The sequence below is a fragment of the Rubritalea profundi genome (assembly GCF_002954445.1).
Classification (GTDB): domain Bacteria; phylum Verrucomicrobiota; class Verrucomicrobiia; order Verrucomicrobiales; family Akkermansiaceae; genus Rubritalea; species Rubritalea profundi.
This window is the reverse complement of record NZ_MQWA01000001.1, coordinates 3,554,678-3,577,744: the sequence shown is the minus strand read 5'-3', so window position 1 is coordinate 3,577,744 and position 23,067 is coordinate 3,554,678. Positions and strand designations below refer to the sequence as shown.

Sequence of the window (23,067 nt, the reverse complement as noted above, 5' to 3'; positions counted from 1 at the left end):
CCTTTGAGTATAAATCCCTAAATACAGATGCGTTTCATCCTCTCACTACTTCTCTATTCAGTCCTAACCTGTGCGAGCCATGGCCATGTGGTGCAGCAGCTCTTCGTCGACTTCTCTGCCGATGAATCTACATGGATGGCTGAGATTCGCTTTGACGCCGGTATCGCCCTACCGGAAATGCGTGCTGACAAAGAGGCTATGCAACCCAAGCGTCAGTGGTTGATCGACAAGACTCCAGCGCAACATGCCGAGCTGCGTAAACAAGCCGAGCTCTACCTGCGGCAATGCTTCCAATTTTACTGGGTAACGCCATCCACTGAAACCCCAGTTCAATACACTGTTCATTTCCCAGAATGGGAGACTGCTCCGCCACAGTTTGCCAACCCGTTCACCGACCTCGGCTTTGCCTACTTCAGCATCCAATGCTCAGGCCTCATCCCAGAATCAGGTGGGGAGCTAGAGGTCCGCGTCAGTGAGGGCGACAACCCAGACTTCGCCTTCGGCTACGAACGCGTGGGCTCCGATAGGATCGTCACCGCCTACCCGGGAAAATCGCTCACCCTCTGGACTGCCGAGTCCACTCCGCCCACTGCCCAGCAATCCTTCCTGAGCTTCCTCGACTACGGTTACCGCCATGTCGTCCCTCTGGGGTGGGATCACGTCCTCTTCATCGCAGCTCTGTGTTTCCTCAGTTTCGCTTGGCGGCCACTGCTCAGCCAATCGCTGATCTTCACCCTCGGCCACACTATCACCCTCGCTCTCAGCATCTGTAATGTCATACCAGCCATCGCGCCAGCCAGCATGGGATGGATCGAAATGCTGATTGCCGCCACTATCGTTTACATCGCGCTTGAGAACATTTTTACTCAAAAACTCAAAGCCCACAGACTCCTCACTATCTTCATCTTCGGACTCATTCACGGGCTGGGATTTGCCTCCGTTCTAGGTGAAACCATCCGTTCCTCAGGCAGTATCGCCATGCCGCTTCTAGCAGCCAATCTCGGCGTAGAGCTCGGCCAAATCACTGTCATCGGCTTCGTCCTGATCACACTTTTATGGGCCAAAGAAAAAAGCTATTTCCCCACACTCGGAAAAATAGCCTCAGCTTCTATCGCGCTCGTTGGCGCGTATTGGATGGTTCAGAGACTTCTAGCAGTCTAATGCCATCTCAGAAGAATCGATCGATTCGTCATCCCGACTCTTCGCACGCTTTTTAGAGATCAAGACGACTACCGTGGCTGGCACCATCATCCACAAGCTGTAGATGCTAGGAGCGATCGACATCTCCATGCTCTTCAAAATCGTCGTTGTCACCAGCAATGCTATAGTTCCATTCTGCAGTCCCACCTCTAGCATAATACAGGTGCGTTGGGCGCGCTTGAGCTTCGCCAGACTTGCCACCGCAAAACCTAATGTCATGCCGATCAAATTCATTGCCACACAGGCGGGCCCAGCAAGCACGGCAAATTCGTTCACCTTCGCCACTCCTAATTTCACATAAAGAGCCACAATAACCAAAGCTAATACCGCTGAAGACCCCATCCTTACCAGTCCTTCTATTTTATCAATATTGCCCTTAGTCCAGCGCCTAACAGCCATGCCAATTGCCACAGGAAGCACTGAGATGATTAGCAATGTCCTCACGGTTTTAGCCACAGGAAGAGCAAAGCCCTCATTGCTCATTCCCTGCCATTCAAAGCCCCAATTCACAATAAAAGGAATTGTGAAGGGCGTGATGATTCCGATAATAGCCGTGAGACTCACGGATAAGCCAACATCCCCTTTAGCTAGGTAAGTGAATAGGTTGGAAGTCACACCCCCTGGGCATAAAGAAATCACTAACACCCCCATGGCCAATGTCCCAGTCAGTCCAAATGCTGAAATGACGGCATAAGCCAATATTGGTAAAAACACTAACTGACAAAAAGCTCCAATAAAAACGCCCTAGGACATTTTGCCACTCTCTTAAAATCAGCAATCTGAAGGCTCATTCCGACCCCAATCATGACTAGAATCAGTGCTACCGGCAGGGCTATTTCTACTATTTTCTCAAACATAGGATGATGTGTGTCCATGCTCATAGCACTGATACAGTCGTTTACAACTCTGATTCCAAAATTCTCCCCCGGCCTCCATTGCCCCTTGCCAGACCTTAAACTCCTACCAGAGTAACTAACACTAGTAGGCTAAAATTCCATTTCTTATTTTTTAATGATTTATAACTTGTCCTCAGAGTAATTTTTTACAACTTTACCTGCCATCTCTAGTGTGTCCGTTATAAATCGCTTTCTCTGCGATAGTTTAACTAATTATGAATTTTCAAAAAAATCCGATGAAGTCGCTTTATACTCCACTCATTCTATCCGCATCTCTCTCACTATCGTTTCTTTACGCCGGTGAAGCACCAAGCGACAAGACGCTAAAGTACCATAAAGCTCTCCAGTCAAGACCACTCAATGAGCAACTTTTTGAGCGGTTTTATTCAGCATGGATCGAAGACCAACAGCTCGAGGCGATGGAAAAATTTCTGGCCCAAGGTAAGGATAAAAGCTGGCAGAAATGGGCTTTGCTCGCGCGCTACCAGATGCGACGCAGCCTCAATGAGGAAGCCATCACATCGCTCGGCCATGCGATAGCCAAAGCTCCAGACCCATCCACCCTGCTCCAGCTCAGGGCCGAACTGTATGTCCGTAACATGGATTTCACCAATGCCATCAATGACCTCAAACAAATCGAGATCAAGGACAATGAAGACTCTATCCGCACCATCCGCTTGCTAGGAAAGTGCTACCTTCGCGTCAACCAAGTCGATGAGGCACTGGCACTCTGGACTGAAGCTATCAAGAGCAGCGATGTAGGCATTGATTTTGTCGACGCGGCTGCCACTGAAGGAGAATTTAAAAAAGCAATTGAACTATGCTCAGTGCTCATAGAGAAGACCAAAAAGCCCTATGAGAACGTACTCTATCGTATACGTTTAGCTGAACTCCAAGGACGAGCAGAAGCCCATGAGGATGCCCTCACCACACTCAAAGTAACCCTAGACGACACAGGAAACGCTTCATGGCTCGAAGCTGATATTCTACGAAAAGCAGACAGTTTATTCGACCGCCAAGGTGACTTTGCAGGTCAAATAAATTTCTATAAATCTCTCTACGCTGAGCATAAACATCGGCTACAGATCAAACGTAAATACGCTTTTCTGCTAGCGCATAACGACAATTGGGAAGAAGCCGAGAAACTCTTCTCAGAAATGCTACTGAGTGCTCCAGATGATATCCAGCTAAGAAAGGACTACATCTTATTACTTACCAACAGTGAGAAACAAACGAAAGCGTTGAGCGAACTAGAGCACCTGATAAAACAAGTCGGAAACGACCAACAATTACTGCTGCAAAAGGTGGATCTTCTCACCCAACTCGACCGCAAGGACGAAGTCGAAGCTGTGATTAAGACCATCGATAGTATCGCGGGAGAATCCGAATCCGAACAAATCAGGATTTCGCAAATCTATCTACAGAACGGCTTCAAAGAACAAGCTGAGAAAATCCTCACCACTCTCGCCGGAGATGACAGCAACCTGCTAGCAAAAGAATCACTCGCTAGCTTTTTCCTCCGTAACGAACGCAAAGAAGAAGCTCTAGCAACTCTCGAAAAAGCCACTCTAGGTGCCGATATAGAAAGCTTGATTCGCATCACCAGCAACATCGCAAAAGCTGGAGCCCCAGTAAAAGCGTACGACATCTTGCTTGCTCGCAGCTCTGAGTTCTCCAGCGACACGCGCTACCTCTACGGTATTTGCCAGCTAGCAATCAGCTCTAACAATGAAGACTCAGCACTGCATTTCTCTGAAGACATTCTTCATTTAGCCACTCGCCCACAAGAATTAGAAGATGCCATCAAAATGGCTCTGAAGATGATCACGCGAGCATCAGCGGTAGAAAGCTACCTCAAAAAACTCGAAGCTAAGAAAAACCTTGCCGAGCAAGACCGTTGCCTCCTCGCAGCCCTCTATGCAAGCTCTGACGAGATAAACAAAGCCCGTGAGCTAGTCACCACCGACAGTCCCGCTGAACTCACATCTTACTTCTGGGCCAGCCTGTTAGTACAATACAGGCTCACTGACGAAGCTTGCGAAGTCTTGCTCAAACTAGTCGACTCACCTGCTGGCCGCAATGCAGTCTTCCTCAGAAAACTCTGCCAGCTTCAGAAATCCACGGGTGACTTTGACGCCGCCTACCAGACTGTGAAGAAGTGGAAAGAGATCGCTCCAAACGACAAAATCGCCTGGATTTGGGAAAGCGAGTTACTCCAAAGCCTCGGAGAAACAGGAAAATCCATCGCCAACCTGCGCCGAGCTACTGCGCGCTTTGAAAATGCTGGTGACCTCTTCAGCCTTCTAAGCAAGCAATATCTGGCAGCAGGAATGTACAGCGACGCCCATCAGGTGCTTTGGAAATCCTTCGAAAATGCGACCTCTGTCGACTCGAAAATCCATTGGTCACGCGAACTAGTAAACCTCAACTATGACCTCGCGAATCTGGATGAGCTCAGAAATGAATTCCAAAAGCGCCGTTCCGGTAACAACAAATCGATCTCACCAGTGCTCGCACTGATCCAGATAGCGATTAAAGAACAAGACCTCGATGGCGAGCGCGAATTCACCAAAGAAGCTCTGGCTCTTCAGCCTAACAACGAGAAGCTTCTCCTCAATTTAGGCGGCATTGAAGAACGACTAGGCAACCCCAAATTTGCAGAAAACTACTACAAGCAAGCTGCCCACCTCAGCAATGCAAAGTCTGCCCGCAACCGACTGCTCAAGTTCTACTTCCGCACTGGTCAGGAGCAAAAGGCATTCTTCCTAGTCAAATCAAAGTCTGACACTTCCGATCCGCGTAAGGCTGAGAATATTGCGATAGAAATGTACAAGCTCGGCTACCTAGAAATGGCCATCACCAGCTTAGAGGACTTCCTCGTGCAGACGCCTAACGACTGGCGTCTCAAATACCTCTACGCTACATTGCTCGAAGAGAACAATCAGCAAGAAGAGGCAGCCCAGCACTTCATGGCTCTATCCACTGCTCATGGCGAACTCACTGGCGTGGAAGCCAAAGAGCCAAATTTTTACCCAGCATCATACCCAGCATCATACCCTAGAGTTCTCAACTATGACTACAATGCCTATCGCTACCGCAGCAACTTAGATAATTTACATCATTCTCAGAGCCAATCTTTGGAGCAATTTTTCCTACTACCTAATTCTGTAGAAGAACTTCAAGTGCTAGCCCACACCCACCTATTTAATCTAATGGCGATAGCTGGGCCATCTCCTCTCTATAACAAAATCCTCGCTCATTTAACCAAGGAGGATGTCAAAGAACCCGAAATAGTAGCCGAAGTCATCTTCAAAAACCTCATGTCTAGAGGTTATTACCACTTCAACGACCACCCAAGATTTGTTCAATGGCTCCGGCAGAAAAACCCCGATAGTGCTCTTATGGCCAGAGTCTACATCAGATCATCCCAAGGGCTCGATCCTGATGAGGCTGTTGAAATGCTAGAAAGCTTTAAAGGCCTCAAAGACATCGAATCCTATGCTGCCAGTCAACTACTTCTCAGCAAAAGCTCTGACGAAAACTTCCTGTTGGGCAAAGAGATCATTTCAAAGCAATTAAAAGAAAAAGTCGTACTCAGTCCGCAGATTTTCATGCTGATCAGTACCGCCTGCTTCACCACTAATGATGAGCGATCTGAAGAGCGTACGAAGGTTTTGCTCGACATCGTCACCCTTGCCTTCGATCAACTTGATGAATCAGAAGAACGAGATATCCATATACTCTCCGTCCCATCTTTATTGTTCGCCCTCACAGGTGATGACCAAAGGTTGCTGAAGATTCTTAATAACAAAAAACTTAAAGACTCCGTCAAAAATATTTCAGCCAATCGCAGCTTCGAACCTGGAAGAACTGATTTCGGCCACCTGATTCATAAAAAATCCAACAATGTCGAGCACCTCATTGAAGCCAACCTTGGCTACCTTCAAAAGAAGATGTTCGACAATGAGACCGTTTTACCTGGGCTTGATAGAGATGCTATAAAAGTGACTCTAAGGCGCATCATCCCCCAAATTGAATCCAAAATCATTGCCTCTCAAATTCTCAGCACCATTGGTGAAGATGAACAATCCCTAGCTGTACTGAGTGAGGAAGTTGCCTCTAAAGGTGATGAAATGAAAGCTGCAACTCTCTCTTTGGCTTTCAAGTTAGAGCTCGAGGAGAAGTACTCCGACGCTCTAGAAGGCTATATCAAGTATCGAAAGTTCGCGACAACTCCCTACACCAAAGCTCTGGTGGATTCGCGGATTCTTCAAGTGGCCCAAAAGTGCGAGAAAGAACAAACCGCTAATCATTCAGGAGTACTCTTGTCAGCTCTCACCACCTTTCTCAGTAGTCCTGATTCCTATTTGGTTAGGTATGCGAGTGAGTTCGCTACGAAACTTGACATCAAACTCCCGCGTGTCGCGGTTAATAAAAAAATGCGCAAAAAAAGAGAACCCATTCTCCAAAGCATCAACGGCACGGCATACCGCGACCTTCACAAGCGTATCACACCCATGGTCGAGGCCGGCCAGCAAGATGCCGCCATCCGGCTATCGGCTCGCCTCTTCGCGGGTTACATGCACATTAAAAAGCGGTTACCTAGTATTCAAGACCTATTTAGTTCACTCAAAGAGAATCAACTAGAAGACGCCTTTCTCCTAGAGATCGAGAAAGACTCATCCACCAGCGCTCTCAAAAATAAGAACTATGTGTTTGCTCTTCATTTGCTAGATAGAGAAAGCAAAATACTACCTGCTATTAACTCGCTAGAAGACTCTCGGATTTACGAGCAATGGAATCAAGTGAGACTGGCTCTTCAACTCTACGCTACGGACCCAACTAGGGCTATAGAATTGCTTTCAAGCGCAACAAAAGAGGCCAGCGAGTCTATCGAAATCCCAGCGAGCATTACTCTCTCCAGAAAGCAATGGTACAATTGGGGCGCGCTAGTTGCAGATTACGTGCAATCATTAGATAAATCGACATTGAAGGACCAAGACATGCTCTGGCTGGTTCCAGTGGTTAGTAACATCGCCGATTCCCAACGCTTTTTTGATGGTAAGCAGCACATCTCCTCGATTTTTGTTGCTAATACTGTGATCCAGAAGGAACAAAAGCGTAGCGAATCAGTCAGCAACATCGCACACACTTTACTCTCATCTCAAAAGACGGCGGACATCGGGTTCCTGCTGCTCATGTCGCTTGATGAATCTGGAAAAATCGCCAAGGCTGATCGAGTTCAGTGGATGCAAACCTACTTGATGACTGGAGCCCTCACTGGTGACGGAGTCTCTGATTCACGCTCGCGATATCTTTATCGTAGTTGGGTCGACCGCTACGTTCGCGGTAAATCTGCAGAATTCAGTGATTATTTCTATAGAGCCCTCAAAAAACAAGGTTCTGGAACTATCCTCCCTGAGGCGTTCCTAAAAAAGCTCAAGGCACAAGAACCTGAAACGGCAACTGTCATCGATCAAGTACTGGCGCTAAGCAAGCTCAAGGGGGACTCCTTCAAAAAGCGTAGTGTTGAGCTCGCTGATACTTGGAAGAAAGAAAAATCTTCTAACTATCACAAACTTGCAGATAATTTGGGCAACCTTTCGCCCTACACGAAAAAGCGTGTGAAGCTCGAACTCGCTAAAATCCTCACTGACCTTAAAAAGTACGCTTCGCTTGATTACGACAAGCAATCAAAGGTTATGCAGCGCACAATAAGCCTTCTAACAATATGCTCTGAAGACATCTCTGACGCCTACACTGAAGAAAAGTATAAAGAGATCGTCGAGTCGATCCTAGGTGACCGCAGTGAATGGCCAGATCGCAACGGCAGTCTTTCTGGTAGAAATGGAGTCGAGCAAATTTGCTACAGACTTACGAGTGTACTGTTGAAGCAACCCGAGCTTGTCGCGCCTATCCTCAAGGCTTCTTGGACTTATGAACTGCCTCTTCAAGATGTATCCTATGACGTGATACGTTTATTTACTGAGCACACTTTCGATGATCCCGATTCCTTCATCAAGTTCCTTGAAAAATTTGGTCTTATTGGCGACGTTGATGAATACTTCCCGTTGGTGATGCGTACCGGCAATCGGCAGAATTTCTATCAGATCGCTCAGGTCCAAACGCCGCTAGCTGAGGTATCTCATCACATTCGTAAGCAAATATCCGGGTTAGAGAAATGGGGGAAAGTAGTCGAAGCTCTTAAGAAGAGAAAAGTGGGGAGATTCGGAGCACTGCTAACAGCGGCATGCTTCACCCAACACTATAAGTACAAACGAGCATTGGTCTTGCTGGCTCTCCAAGAAAATGTCGATGCCTTGCTTGCTCTCCCAGACCAGAAATTGGTAGCCATCTATACAAACTTTAAGATGCACCTGCCGAAGTCTGCGAGTCAGGATAATGCGAAGATTTCCAAACTCATGAGTAAATTTGAAGAGCTTTCCTCACGCGAAGCTCTCACGTCATTGGAGAAAATGATCGTCAACTTGGACAGCGGACAGACCTTCTCAAGCTCCAACAACAGCTCCTATATCATCTATCAGACAGAAAAAACCGCCGCCCAGCTACTGTCTTCTGTAGTTAAGAGCTACCCAAAAAAGGCTCTCCAATTCGTTAAATCCTACGAAGCTGCCTACAGCAAGCATGTAAGGACAGGTGGATCCTACTCCCGCAGCAGTTCATCAAACACAGCCATCTCTGCCACTAAGGACCAGCTACTAGAAGACACATTCGGACTCCTCCGACAGGCCAACCAGCCAGCGAAAGTGTACTTCAACTTCATCGCTGCTGTGCAAAGCGACAAGGACCTCAGTGAGAAACTTTATTGGAATTATAACACTTATTACCCTCTCGAGAGAGCTAGAGGATCCAAGAAGCATGCGAAGAAGAAACAACAATGGCTCTACCTTGATACCATGGCTAAGGAATTTTCAGCACTATCCTATGGCGCGCAATCTATTGCTGCCGCCGCAATCATTCACGAATACTCTGAATACACTAATAGCAGCAGCTGGAGCACTGAGATGCACAACCCCGTCATTGTCGACTGGCTCGAAAAGGCTGATGAATCCCCTATCTACAACGCCCTTAGCATGGTTGCTGCTAGGTATTGTAAACCGAGCGAGGGTAAGTTCGAACGCTTCAAACCCTTCCTCATAAGCTACCTAGCCGATAAAAACGTGCCTGATTCATTCCGCCTTTATTGTGCTGCGGATAACTTGAAAAATTATCCAGCCCTGATCAAAGACGAAGAATTTAACTCAACTGTCATTGCTCTCAACAAAGCACATCTCAATGGAAACCGCAGTGCGCGGACTAGCCTCCAGCAAGAGCTGATTGAGGCATATGCTCGTGCGGCAAAGTCACAAGGATCCAACTCAGCCGCCCACGCCATGCTCGAAACTTGGGCGACCAGCGCCAAGAGACCAATGCGTGGCGAAGTACAAACCATTTATGGTAGTCTCTCCAAAGCTGCAATCTCCCTATCAGTGTTAACTGAAAACCACAACACCACCAATTGGTTGTTAGGAAACACTAATGGCGGAATACGCGGCAACACACCTATCATCATTACTCTGATCAAAGGCCAGCAATACGCCATAGCGAAGCGGCTACTTCCTCTGCCAGGAAAACTCTACCAAGTAACTAATAAAAATTCCCTGTACGATAAGGAACTCGAGACCGCAGTCAAAGGATTCAAGGAATTCATCAACAATCCGCGTACTAGCTTCCGCTTTGAATGCGAACTCCTCTACACCAAAGATGGCCAAAATGATGCTGCTCCAGAAGAGAGTTTCATTCAGCGCACCGCCCGACTTTCAAAAGAACTCGTCGCTATTGGCGCGATTAATAGAGAAGCAAAAGTTGAAGCTCTCGTTGGACTCAACAGATGCAGACTTGGAGTGATTACTAACCAGCAACTCGTCGCCGATACGGTCAAAGGCAAAAGCTTCGATTCCCTTCTCACAGCCTATGCCACAAACAGCTCAGACAAGTACAAGCGCTGGCTCACCGAACTCTATCAATTCCATGCGATGAACGAGATGCTCAAGGGCAATATAGCGCCATTGAAATCGATAGTAGACTCTATCATCAAAGCTGATGACGACAGAAACATCAGCTATTTAGCGAGAAGAATTCAGTCAAATATGGCCTTCACCATGTGCTACCCACTGGTGGAAGCAGTTCGCTCACAGACAGCTGAGCAGTTAGAGGCCATCTTGCCCTTGCTCCAGCGTCTCGCCATCCATGCGCATCAGAAGGGCTACTCCGTTATTAGGTGCTGCACTAGTCCATTGGCCTATGCTAAATTAGTCTCACACGCGCTCGGTAGACGTGATGAGCTCGACAGCTGGGGCGACAACCTAACTGAGGAAGTAAAGAAGAAGTTTGATGCTTCTATGAAGCGCGCAAACATCCCAGCCTACATCGCATTGCCATCTTCAGGTGTCAGCCATTGGCTCTCAGCTGAGAACAAAGAGTACCGCATCGACCTGTATAAATGGGTCTATGCCAACTCTGAAGCTGCAAATAGTATGACTAAAAGCCTTTCGACTAAAAGCCTTTCCTGGGCCGCTAAAGATGTTCCAGGAAAAGGCCTCACTGAAGCAGAGGCCTTTGAGCTCACTGGGGCTGAACAGACCCACCCAGATGCGAAGAAGTCGCTACTCGTTCACCGTGCTTGGCACTACTACGAAAAGAAGGAGTACACCAAGGCTCTAGCTGACTATGCCGCAGCCATGACTCTGATGGAGACTCCCTCTAAAACATGGGATCCAATCTACGATGACGCGGCTATCTATTCGGCTGAGATCCATCTGGAACTTGATGAAAAAGATAAAGCTGTCGAACTAGCTAAGTCACTAAGACTTCAAAATATTTCTCCTAGAGAAAAAAAAACGAAGGAACACATTGTTGAAAAAACTAGGCCTGCTTGAAAACAGCTAAACAACCCAAACCACCTATGAAACTAGAATCTTTTCTACATCGAGTCTCGCGCAGGCTCAATCTGAGCACCACACTCAGGTCTCTAACCATCGGAGCTCTAGGCTTCTCATTGCTGGGTGCTAGCTTGGCATTGGTTTATCTAGTTCAAGGTCATGCTGTGCCATGGTACATCTTTGCCATAGCCAGCGCTCTAAGCGCCACTGTAGCCATAGTCTGCATGGTCAAGTCGTGGTCGGACACACACAAAGCGGCGCACTTTGCCGACAAGCACTTTCAACTAAAGAATGGTATCGTCACCTCGATCCATCTCAGCCAATCAGATGAGACCTTCAGCAAGCTTCAAGAAAAATGGACCGCAGATCAGATCCAACAATGCGACCCCACTAACATTCCTCTGCGCTACTCCAGAAAACTTGCGGTGCTTGCTCTGTTGCTCACCTCTGGCACCGCCTCTATGGCTCTCATTCCCACATCTCAGCGCGTGTTAGAACAAGAAGCTGAAGAAGCACACACCCTCCAGCGTTCAGCTCACGCAATCGAAGAACTCAAAAAAGTCGTCGAAGAAATGGAGGACGATCTCAGCGATGAAGAAGCCAAGGTGCTCAAACTGGATTCTATCAAAAAGCAAGTGGATGAGCTAGAGGCCACGGGCGACCGCAAAGAAGCGACCCGCCAGTTTGCCAGACTCGAACAAAAAGCTCGCGAAATGTCCAAGGACCTAGAGCAGAAAAAAGACGAGGAAGCCCTAAAGAAGGCGATCAAGAATCTTAAAAAATCTACCAATAAGGAAGCCAAAGAAATAGCCAAAGACCTCGAGAACAAGAAGCTCGCTGAAGCTGCTAAAAAGCTCAAGAAGCTCGCTCCCAAGAAGATTGATTCAAAACTAAAGACTAAGGAAAAGATCGCTCTCGCGCGTAAACAAATCGAAAAACTGCGTGCGGTTTCTAAGCAACTTGCCGCAGCATCAAAGTCTTCATCAGCCAGCGCTGCAGGTGCTGGGTCTGCTGGCAGCATGGGATTAGCAGCGGACATGGAGGCTCTCGACAGACAAGCCAAGGAGCTAGAAAACAAACTCAAGCAAGTCGAGTTAGAGTTCCAGCGCAACCCGAATGCTAACTTCAACGCATTCAACGCGAAGCTTCCACAAACGACCATGGCGGTGAACCAAGTCGCCAACAAATGGATTCGGATGCAGGCCAAGATGAGCGCTAAAAAACGACTCGACGGGCTCTGAAAAAGCCTCGCTCAATGTCAGAAGTTTTCTGACAAACAAACTAGCAGTCTTTCGTTAAAATCAAGTAACGGACTCCAAGCCGGATTTGGCTCATCAGATGCCCGTAAAAAGCCTGGTAACGAACTCGAGAATAATGGCTCGCTTGAGCAACTCTCCGGACAGAAAGGTAGCGGACCATCGCTCTCAAAAATCGAAGAGGCCGAAAGTGGTTCAGGCACCAGCGCCAACTACACCACCAGGAAAGCTCAAAGCTTCTCTAGACAAATGGAATCGTTCGTCGAGCGCGACGATGTGCCAGAAGAACTCAAAATTGGCGTACGTGAATATTTCAAAAGTATCCACGACGCAGCAACCTCAAAATAAATACCTAACAAAACTCACCTATGGAAAACGACGTCAAACATTTCAAAGAAACCTTTCTCAAAGTAAAAGATGAAGTCTCACGCTTCATTGTTGGCCAGAGCGACATCATCGAAGACGTCATGATCAGCATTTGCTGCGGCGGCCACGTACTTTTAGAAGGTGTCCCAGGAGTCGGTAAAACCTCCTTGGTCAATGCCCTTTCAAAAGCCCTATCAGTGGAATCCAAAAGAATCCAGTTCACTCCCGACCTTCTCCCTAGTGATGTTGTGGGAACTCAGGTGCTGATCGACAAAGGAGGAAAGCGCGAACTCGAGTTCCAGCCCGGTCCTATTTTTTGCAACCTCCTGCTCGCGGATGAGATCAACCGAGCCACACCAAAAACCCAGTCAGCATTGTTAGAGGCTATGCAGGAAAAAACAGTTACTGTAGCGAACATCACGCACAAGCTGCCTTCTCCATTCTTTGTAATGGCGACTCAAAACCCGATCGAGAACGATGGCACCTACCCACTGCCTGAAGCTCAACTGGATCGCTTTTTCTTCAAGCTCGAAGTAGGCCTACCAAGCCACGATGAATTCTTTGAAATCCTCAACCGCACCTCTGGCAAGAGCATGCCTGAAGTGCATGCCGTAGCCTCTGGAGAGGATGTTCTCCGCATTGGCAACACCCTCCGCGATGTCCCAGTGGCTCCTGAAGTTCAGTCATTCCTGGTTAAGCTCGTGCGTGCCACCCACCCAGAAGATGAGCAATCGCCAAAGAGCGTGAAGCAATTTGTCCGCAATGGTGCCTCGCCACGTGCGGGACAAGCAATGCTCTCGGCAGCACGCGCCAAGGCGTTATTAGACGGTCGCTACCATGTTTCCACTGAAGATGTCCAATCGGTCGCCCGCCAAGCTCTGCGCCACAGAATGATCCTTTCATTTGAAGGTGAATCAGAAGGCATCAGGACTGACCAGCTGATCGAAGAAATCATCAGCAGCATTTCGGCTAAAGAGCCAAGCTTCGCATAAATCTCAAAAACCGATGGCTGCACCCAAGCACAAATCGCTGACGGACTCAAAGTTCATCAGCCAGCTCGACGCACTCTACTTACTCGCTCAGCGGATTCTAAAAGGCAATCTACAAGCTGATAGACGAACTGAGCGCAAAGGTAGCGGCATCGATTTTGCCGACTATGCTGAGTACCAACAAGGCGACGACTACCGAGCAATCGACTGGAAAGTCTATGCTCGGAATGAGCAACTCCTAGTCAAGCTCTTCGAAGTTGAAGAAGACACTACCGTCTACCTAATGCTCGACTCTAGTCCCTCGATGGAGAGCAAGCTAGATGCGGCCAAACGTCTGACCGCAAGCCTTGGCTACATTGCTCTCAACAGCCTCGACCGACTTGTCACCTACAGCATTGCAGACAAGTTAGAAAACATCATGCCTCCAGCGCGTGGCAGAGCAAAAACTCTCACCTTCCTGCGTACGTTAGAGGCGACAGCCAGCAAAGGGAACGACACTCGCTTCACGCAGTGCTGCAAGGCCCTACAGGCACGGCATCGAAAAAAAGGCATCGTCATTGTGATCTCAGACTTTCTCTTCGCTAATGGCTTTGATGATGGGCTGCGTATTTTGCAAGGCGCTGGCCATGACGTGTACTGTCTGCAGATCCACGACAAAGCTGACCTCGAGTGCCAATGGTTAGGCGATGCCGACCTCATCTGTAGTGAGACTGGAACCCACCAGAAAGTCACCATCACCGAATCTGAAGCTGCGGCCTACAAGAAAGCCATGAGCGACTGGAACGACTCACTAAAGAACTACTGTAGGCGCAAAGGGATCGGCCTTACATCTATCACCACTGAGGACCACTTCGAAGTGGTTATTCAAGGCCTACTACGTAAAGGAGGCTTGGTCGCGTGAACCTTCTCACTCCTTCATTTCTCTGGGCATTCTTAGCCTTGATCCCGCTTGGTGCGGTCTACTTCATGAAGACCAAACCGCGCAAGCGTGTCACCAATGCGCTTTTTCTTTGGCAAAAAATCCTAGAAGAAAAGTCATCGCATTTTGCATTCAAGAAAATGCGCAATCTGTGGTCATTGCTATTGATGCTTCTAGTTTTCGCGCTCGCTGCATTTTCACTCACCAACCCACAGTGGGGAGAAAAACAACAAACCCATGACCTGCTTATCATCATCGACACCTCGGTATCCATGAGAGCAACTCAGGATGGTCAAAGCCGCTTCGACATTGCTCGCGATAAAGTGGCTGATTGGCTCAAGTCTGTTGAGGGCGGATCACGAGTAGCAATCGCCTCAATCGATAAGGACCTCAAGTACCATTGTAATCTCAGCTCCAACACACACGAACTACAGGCAGCTCTCAAGCAACTAGAGCCGAGCCAATTCCCGCTCTCACCCCAATCACTCTCTGAGCTGTCCATGCTAGAGAAATCCTCTGACGGAACTCGAGGATGCAGGATCATTTTGCTTTCAGATCTGGCCAATCCAACTGACCAGATGCCCGACCAAATCGAACTAGTCAGCATTGGCGAACCGACTAGCGACAATATTGGAATAACTTCGGTCGACATGGCGCCGCTCCCTGGCCAGCGAGCAAAACTATTCTTCACCCTCTATTCGAATGCTGAAGAAGAAACCGAGCTGGAATTAGAGCTCATAGAAAAATCGAGCGGTCGCATAGCCAAACTCATCACCGTCAATATCCCAGCAAAAGAAACGCTCAGCGAAGTCATAGAGATCGATGACGCACAAGCTGGGCTTTGGGTGCTCGAACTCCGACACGACGATTCATTCACAGAAGACAACAGAGTAGTCCTAGGACTCAGCCAGCCTAAGGCCATTGGCGTTTCCATTGCGGCAGCTAACCAGTACTTCTACTCGCGCTGTATCAATGCCTTTAGCGCAGCAGACAACCTATTAGAAATCCTTCCAGAAGGAAAAGCTGAAGTCCACATTACCGAGTCAACAGCACTAGAAAAACAAGGAGCCACACTCATTTTTGCGCCCCAAGAAGCCAGTCCCTACTGGATCAGCGCCACTGATGAGATCGAGCATGTCGTGGTGGAAAAGGTGGTCAAAAACCACCCACTAACCCAACACTTGAAGATTGATAACCTCACATTTTCAGGTGCCAGAAATCTAACCGCCCCGGAAGGAGCCATCGTGATCCTCCAAGATATCAGCGGCTCACCATTACTCTATGAAATCTCTGACGCCGGTCAAAAGGTTGTCGTCGCCAACTTCCAACCATCTAGAGATAACTTCTACCTTTCACCATGGTTTCCGATCATGGTCCACAATGCAGCACGGTATTTAGCTGGTCGAGAAGCCGACCTACCATCCGTCGTTAGAAATGGCTCCACAGTCCGGGTCCCTAGCCAGACTGCAGATGTCATCCAGCATTTCCACGCAACCGATCCTGAGAATAACATTGAGGTAGAACTCCCCACTATGCACTCGCTGCAATCTATAGGTGGCTACAGCTACGACACCCCTTCACAGAGCTGGTTTACCGGCGCCGCTGTTCTCTCAGAAGCTGAGTCGGGCGCTCAGGCTGGAACAACCAAACACCTAACTCACGGCCAACCCTCTAGTGGTTGGCCCATAGCTTGGTGGGTTTTGCTCGCTGCAGCCGCTATCGCTCTCACAGAAGAAGCCTTATATCACCGACGTAAAGTCGGTTAGACCCACATACCATGACCTTCGGAAATACCTTATCCCTCTATTTCATTCTACTGCTCATACCGATGGTATGGGTCTGGCGTCGTTCGCTTGTCGACCAAGATTCAGCTAAGAAAAAGCTTAGCCTCGTCCTGCGGCTACTGGGCTTTGTCGCCCTCGTTATTGCCCTTTGCCGACCATATCTCAAACAAGAAATCAATGACTTGCACGTTGTCTACCTCGTCGATTCATCGCAATCAATCGACCCCGCGTCACTAAGCGACGCCCAACAATGGATCGATGACAGCAGGCGTAAACAAGGCCCTAACGACAGCTCAGATATTTTCATCTTCGGCACCAAGGTGCGCAAGATGACCAGCGCCCAACTCAAACAATTTTCTGAGCAGGCGATCGCAGGCACCACTGAGAGTGGTTTCAGATCTGCCACCCCGATCTCCAAAGCTCTGCTATCCATGCGCACGGTCTTCCCGACCAATAAAGCTAAGCGTCTTGTCATCCTAACTGATGCCCGCAACACTGGCGCGCTCAGTGCCGATGCTTTAGAAACACTCAGCGATGAAGGTGTCGGTGTTGTCTACCACGTGCTCGATCCACTACAGAAGCCAGAAGTCGCGGTCGCCTCCCTCACCCCCTCCACCGACTTTGCCTACCAAGGTGAGATGCTCCGTCTCTCAGCCACCCTCATTTCTAATTGTGACCAAACAGTCGAGGCCAGACTACTCAACCGCGGCATTGTAGTCACCAGAGAAGAAGTAAAGCTCGTCTCAGATGAACAAAAGGTCATCAACATCGACGCCGAAATGCACACAGCTGGAGCCAGCCAATGGACGTTAGAGATCATTCCTAAAGAAGACTTCTTTGCCTCAAACAACTCTGCATCCACCACCATTAAGGTCAAAGGACTGCCCCGCTTCCTAGTCATCCACGAAGATGAAAAGCAGATGCGTCCCTTTGTGCGCTCCATGAAAAAGCAAGGAGTCACGCTCGAACTCCGCGGCGAATACGGCATCCCCAACAGCTTCAACGAGCTGCTCGCCTACGATGGACTAATCCTAGCCAACGTCTCCGCAACCTCGTTGAGTACTGAACAGATGGAAAACATAAGTCGCTACGTCACAGACTTTGGTGGCGGATTGCTGATGCTTGGATCAGAAAATTCCTACGGACTAGGCGGCTATTTCAAATCTCCTGTTGAAGACGTGCTACCACTCACATCTCGCTACGAAAAAGAGAAGCAAAAGCCGAGCCTCGCTATGGTGTTAGTCATCGATAAAAGTGGCTCCATGAGTGGCACACCAATCGCAATGGCAAGGGCCTCAGCGATGGCTGCAGCGGAACTTCTCAGCCCTAACGACCAAATTGCCATTGTTGGCTTTGATGGATCTCCCCAGCTCATCTGTCCGCTCACCTCTGCTGCTAACCAAGCTAGCATTCAGGCCGCCATTAGTTCACTTGCAGCCTCTGGTGGCACCAACCTCTACCCTGCGATGGTGGAAGGCCGCAATATCCTACAAGAAGCCACAGCTAAGATTAAGCACATGATCATCCTCTCTGACGGTCAAACGCGAGCAGCAAACTTCCAGTCGCTCACTCAAGAGATGGCTAATGAACAAATGACTATCTCCACTGTCGCACTCGGTAGCGGTGCAGCCAAAGACCTGATGCAGCAAATTGCCAACGAAGGAATGGGGCGCTATTACGAAACTAATGACCCGCAGAAAATGCCACAAATTTTCACCAAAGAAACGATGAAGGCATCCAGGTCGTCGATCAAAGAAGACCTCTTCAACTCACTGATTGTCGGAGATCATCCAGTGCTCAATGGCTATGCCGACGGTGAACTACCATTCGTGTTAGGATATGTCATGACTCGACCAAAGCCGACAGCTCAGGTCCTGCTAGCAGCCGAGACTGGTGACCCCTTGTTAGCTATCTCTCGCTACGGCCTAGGCATCGGAGCAGCATACACCTCAGACCTCACTGAGAAGTGGGGTGGCGAGTGGCTTAGCTCAGCCACTGGTGGACCATTCTGGGCTCAAACATTACGAGCTATTGCTAGAAAAGAAGAATCAGCTGGACTGACCTCGAAAATCACCCACGACGGAGAACGAATGATCATCACCGCTCAGCGACGCAATGAGCGCGGTGAGAGTGTAGAACTCGTCCCATGGGACATCAAGGCCAGCGACGAAAATGGCAAAGAAGTCACACTCCAACTCACCCAAAATGGACTCGGATCCTATCAAGGATCCCTATCCACTGAAGGCATCAATTCCTTAAATATTCGATTACACGACAAACTCGCCGACCTCACAAAATCTATTAATTGGCAAAGAGACTACCCCAGGGAGTACAAGCTTACCAATACCACAGACTCAGGCATCACTAGCCTACTCCAACCAAGATCCGACTCCGTATTTACCAATATCAGCCCGACTCATAGCTATAAAAATGCGTCTTGGATATTTGTCTTACTAGGCTTCTCATTGATACTTGGCGGACTAGTCATCAGAAGACTCTAAGTGTTCAGAGAGCCTGCGGCGGTCATTGGTCAAGAGTCAATGGTCATTGGGCTCGTAGGGTGGAACCTTGGACGATGAACCAAGTTTTAACCACAGGTTTACACAGATTCTCCCAGCCAGATGAATCGTTTCTACCGTGAAAAAAACGAAAGACGCTAAAAGGCCAGCACAATAAAACAGCTTTACCACGAATAGCACTCATTTCACGAATGTTCGCTAGCTCAATGAAGCGGTGAGTCGTCCTCCTAGGAGTGCTGAGCCCCAACTCGGCAGCCTACAGACCATAGTAGTGGCCCGCATTGCCTCAGGCTAACGAAAACTGCATTACTGGTAGCCCAACGGGCTTGCGGAACTCAGCCCAGTGTTGGGACGCTGTCGCAACGCTGGGATTCAATCAAAAGCCTAGGCAACTCTGAAGGAGTTGTGGAGCAATACCACCGTGATTTCAGTTACAGCTCATTCCATGTTCTGACCTTACTCATCTAGCTCGAGTCTTAATCAGAGCGAAGCAACTCAACGGTGGGTACTTCTTTTGACAGAATTGTCAGAATTTACAGAATTAGTTTCTGAGTCGTAATACTTTAGCCCTTTTGACTATCTAGTGGTATACTGCCACGCGCCATCTTTTGGGGTTTCAACGTTAAGTTTGGGCATAATAACTTAACACGTAAAACGTAACACCAGATAGCGCTGAAAGGGATCCGATTAGCTTCATCGCTCGCTCTCAGACTCACAATTCTTGATGCGCGTCAGTATATTACAGCTCATCCAATCTTCTGCCCGTACTGCTGCAACGGAATTATTAATTCTTAATTGAAGCACAGCGACTCCCACCACAGATTACACTGATTCACACAGATTTTTGGCCAAATTCTCGCACTAACTACTAACTACTAACTACTGGCTATTCGGCTATTCGGCTATTCGGCTATTCGGCTATTCGGCTATTCGGCTGCTGCAGGTGACTGCAGTTTCCAGTCTAGCCAAAGGATCTGGAAAGATTGAATCTTCATTGTCTCGAGCCATTGTCGATCTTGTTTAGCGCGTTTTAGATCTCCCTGTAAGTGGTATGCCAGACAACGATCCATAAGCAATGTGACATCTGGTCGGGTCATATTTAGCCTTTGATTCATCTCGACGACAGCTTCCGCTAACACCTGTTTGCGCTCAGTAGCCTCCAGAGGAAGTGTTTGAGCTAGGCGAATATTCCAAGTGCTTACAAACCGAGATTCCGTGCGGTATTTCAGAATCGTTGGCTTCACCTCTTTGCCCTCGCCGGCATCCAGCTTGGCATCAATCCACGAGTAGTGAAGAAGTTCGCTAGCTGATTTTTTAAACCCAATTGCCAGTTGTTGGTGGCGACGAATCAGTTCACCTAACTGCAAGTTAGTTATCGCCTGCTGTAAATACCAATCATCCGATGGCTTGGCCACTAGAGTCAGTGCTTCTGTGACACCATCGTACGAGCGCTGGTATTGCTTGGTGGTGAAATAGATATCGGATTTGGCTTTCAGCAGCCTCGCTTTACTTTCATCAGAGACAGCTCCTTTGAGTCTGCCATCTAATAGTTTTAAAGATTGATCGGGCTTTGACTGAACCGCCAATAAACGGGCTAAAGCAAGAGTGCTATTAAGATTACTCGGATCGATCCTCAGTACTGTTCTAAAATCAGCCACAGCATGGGACGCTTTCCCCAGAGATTTGTATTCAATAGCGCGCGCGTAGTAGAGCGCAGCATTTGTCGGAGTGCTTTCTATTCGATGACTCAGCTTATGAATCGTGTCGTGTGGCGATTCATGCGCGTGGAGACCGTCAGTTAGGAATATTGCCGATAGCAGGAATTCTCCCACTACCACGCGTCTAATAAAAAACCTAATAGACATCGACTATTTCTTTAAAATAAGAACCGGGTCGAGAGAGAAATCCGAGCTACCAATACCTGCATTATGCCCTTCTATAGCGATCACATTCACTCCAGGTTTGAGTAATTTTTTATTCGCCCCAAGTGGGAAATATTCTAGTTTACCTGCTTCGTGCGTATGGAACCCTTTGGCTTTAGAACCAGCCCCTGAGTCCACTCCTCTGCGTACGATTTCTTTGCCGTTGAGGTAAACAATGATCGCATCATCGTAGCTCACACCAAGCCCTAGAGCGCTAAAATCCGTTCCAGCTTCAAGCGTGAATTCCTTGCGAATATAGACCGCGCTGTACTTGTTTTTCATATCCAAATCAGTTTTATCATCCTTGTCGCTGTATCCAAATCCAGCCGCACCTAACTTCCAGTCGGAAACATCGAAAGGTGCAGATGCCCAGCCTTTTGCTGGATGAAGCTTAGCACCTGCTAGGTAGTGCCACGTCGCCCCTCTAGGAATAACATTGCTATAGTTTTTAGGCATTGAGTGTGGCTTGGATGACTTCGCCTTTGGTTCAGGTTCAATGAGTTTCGGTGCACGGGGATTTTCGACGATCGACCGAGTGACCTTGCCCCCTTTTTCTATCACGAATGTGTCTAGCACAGCTCCGTGAACATCAATCATCTCTCCAGTAAGCTTATCGCCCTTTATCTCCATGATCATTGATCCATGAAGCATGATTACCTTGCTCATAAGCGGGTGATTAGACTTTCGGCGCAGACCTGTTCCACCATGACCAGTCACAACCTGAACAGTTCCGTTGTGTGGAGCCAGCCCAGCACTTTTCTTATAAGCTCCGTCGCCCTTTGGGTCGCCATCACCATCGTCCAGCACCACTCCTTGATTGGTGCTAGGAGTAGCGTAGGCTCCATCGATCAGCATCGAACGCTCATAGATGTGCGAATGACCAGTGAATACTGCATCAACTCCAGATGCTTCAAGAATAGGCATGATATGCTCGCGCATCTCAATAAGTTGCTGTTCTCGGTCACTATCGTGAGACCCTTTGGTGTAAGGTGGATGGTGCCAAAATGCGACTAACCAATCAGCTTTTGTCTTCTGGAGATCGGCCTTTAACCACATAGCCATAGCCCCTAACGGACGACGATCCAGATCGTGTGAGTCCAAACAAATGAAGTGGGTATTAGCATAGTCAAATGAGTAATACGCTTCCGTGCCAGAGGCCAGACCTCCAGCTTCAGCTTTAGTCGGCAACACATAGGCATCGTAGTAGGGACCTTTCTGAGTCTCACCACTCGATGTCTGGCCTTCGTGATTCCCCATCGACGCCCAACACACGGTATTGCGCAGTGTTGGCTCGTACATATTGAAGAAGTTTCTTGAGAATTCTGGGTCAGTTCCTGAACGGTAGGCCATGTCTCCCACGTGAATATAGAAATCGAGCTTTAAAGATTCCATATACTTCTGCATTCCTTCGTGGACAGCTTTCTGCATAGCGCCACCTGTACCAGAATCTCCAACCACCCAAAACTTCACAGGCTTCTTGCTCCCTATAGACGGGTGAGTCGTGAATTGGTAACTGGCATCTGCTGGTGTGATACGTTTATCCTTGTCGTAAATAGCGTAAAAATACCTCACCGCAGGCTTTAGCCCAGTGACACGAGCTTCGTACTAGACTGTATTTGATGGCGCGGACACAGCCTCTTTCCCCTGCCACAGCGGATAACCAGAAGCATCTTTGCCTGCGACCATACGCACCAAAAATATCAGCCAGTGGCACAGAATTATCGAGATTATCCATCGTCGTTCCGAAACGAACAACTGGAGCTGTAGCACCATCGGTACGCCAGACAATCTGCATGCTATCAGAGGTCGCTAACTGGAGGTAGGGAGCGCGTGTCACTTCCGCAGCAAGGATAGACTGAGCATTCAGCAAACTTAGGGCGGTGAGAATAATTCGACGATTCATCATTTGCTACTATCCATGAGGTTTACGCTAGCATCTGTCCAACACCATTTACTGAAGTAAGTTACCCATGTTCTGACTCGTAACCGGTACCAACACTTTCCTCATTCTTAATTTTTAATTCTTAATTGGCCGTTCGCGGCCCCAACTCCATGTTCGAACAAACTTTCAAAATATCGATGACCTGCTCTTCAAAGACGCGAGCACTGACTCTGAGCTCAACTATATAGGCTGTCCTCGTGGATCATGTTCAAAAAAATATGATGTTAAATAAGTCCTCGCACTCCACCCGCCGCCACCGTTGGTGCGGCTGCGAGAAATGATACGCAACCACCTATAGCCTTGATGATTGCTCTCTTTTAGTGAAGCCTTAC

General features: G+C 48.3%; 11 protein-coding genes. 7 read left to right on the top strand and 4 right to left on the bottom strand.

The window, feature by feature from the left end; all coding sequences use genetic code 11:
- Positions 1–27 precede the first annotated feature (27 nt).
- Positions 28–1,161, top strand: coding sequence for a HupE/UreJ family protein (locus tag BSZ32_RS15670; protein ID WP_105044284.1), 1,134 nt, complete (start codon positions 28–30; stop codon positions 1,159–1,161).
- Here BSZ32_RS15670 and BSZ32_RS15665 read toward each other — a convergent pair.
- Complete coding sequence (locus BSZ32_RS15665; protein ID WP_206018884.1) at positions 1,150–1,914, bottom strand: bile acid:sodium symporter family protein; 765 nt, start codon at positions 1,912–1,914, stop codon at positions 1,150–1,152. The genes BSZ32_RS15670 and BSZ32_RS15665 overlap by 12 nt on opposite strands.
- Before the next feature lie 397 nt (positions 1,915–2,311).
- Here BSZ32_RS15665 and BSZ32_RS15660 point away from each other — a divergent pair, with 397 nt between their 5' ends.
- From BSZ32_RS15660 to BSZ32_RS15635, 6 genes are all read left to right on the top strand, one after another.
- Positions 2,312–11,035, top strand: a complete 8,724-nt coding sequence (locus BSZ32_RS15660; protein WP_105044283.1) for a tetratricopeptide repeat protein — start codon at positions 2,312–2,314, stop codon at positions 11,033–11,035.
- 26 nt (positions 11,036–11,061) lie between these two features.
- Positions 11,062–12,279 (top strand): coiled-coil domain-containing protein, encoded by a 1,218-nt coding sequence (locus BSZ32_RS15655; RefSeq protein ID WP_105044282.1) that lies wholly within the window; start codon positions 11,062–11,064, stop codon positions 12,277–12,279.
- A 383-nt stretch (positions 12,280–12,662) separates the two neighbouring features.
- The gene (locus tag BSZ32_RS15650) at positions 12,663–13,652 is read left to right on the top strand and encodes an AAA family ATPase (RefSeq protein ID WP_105044281.1); all 990 of its coding nucleotides are present in this window, start codon (positions 12,663–12,665) and stop codon (positions 13,650–13,652) included.
- 13 nt (positions 13,653–13,665) lie between these two features.
- Positions 13,666–14,550 carry a DUF58 domain-containing protein gene (locus BSZ32_RS15645; protein WP_105044280.1) on the top strand — a complete coding sequence of 295 codons (885 nt, stop codon included), beginning with the start codon at positions 13,666–13,668 and terminating at the stop codon, positions 14,548–14,550.
- The gene (locus BSZ32_RS15640; RefSeq protein ID WP_105044279.1) at positions 14,547–16,334 is read left to right on the top strand and encodes a vWA domain-containing protein; all 1,788 of its coding nucleotides are present in this window, start codon (positions 14,547–14,549) and stop codon (positions 16,332–16,334) included. The genes BSZ32_RS15645 and BSZ32_RS15640 overlap by 4 nt, the downstream gene beginning before the upstream one ends.
- A gap of 11 nt (positions 16,335–16,345) precedes the next feature.
- Entirely contained in the window at positions 16,346–18,853 is a 2,508-nt protein-coding gene (locus BSZ32_RS15635; RefSeq protein WP_105044278.1) for a VWA domain-containing protein, read from the top strand.
- 944 nt (positions 18,854–19,797) lie between these two features.
- Here BSZ32_RS15635 and BSZ32_RS15630 read toward each other — a convergent pair.
- From BSZ32_RS15630 to BSZ32_RS18500, 3 genes are read right to left on the bottom strand one after another with little or no spacing between them, the layout of a single operon-like run.
- On the bottom strand, positions 19,798–20,736 hold the full coding sequence (locus tag BSZ32_RS15630; RefSeq protein WP_105044277.1) for a tetratricopeptide repeat protein: 939 nt from the start codon (positions 20,734–20,736) through the stop codon (positions 19,798–19,800).
- 3 nt (positions 20,737–20,739) lie between these two features.
- A complete protein-coding gene (locus BSZ32_RS15625; protein ID WP_105044276.1) occupies positions 20,740–22,365 on the bottom strand; it encodes a metallophosphoesterase family protein in 1,626 nt (541 codons plus the stop codon).
- The gene (locus BSZ32_RS18500) at positions 22,331–22,699 is read right to left on the bottom strand and encodes a fibronectin type III domain-containing protein (RefSeq protein ID WP_129589792.1); all 369 of its coding nucleotides are present in this window, start codon (positions 22,697–22,699) and stop codon (positions 22,331–22,333) included. The genes BSZ32_RS15625 and BSZ32_RS18500 overlap by 35 nt, the downstream gene beginning before the upstream one ends.
- Positions 22,700–23,067 lie beyond the last annotated feature (368 nt).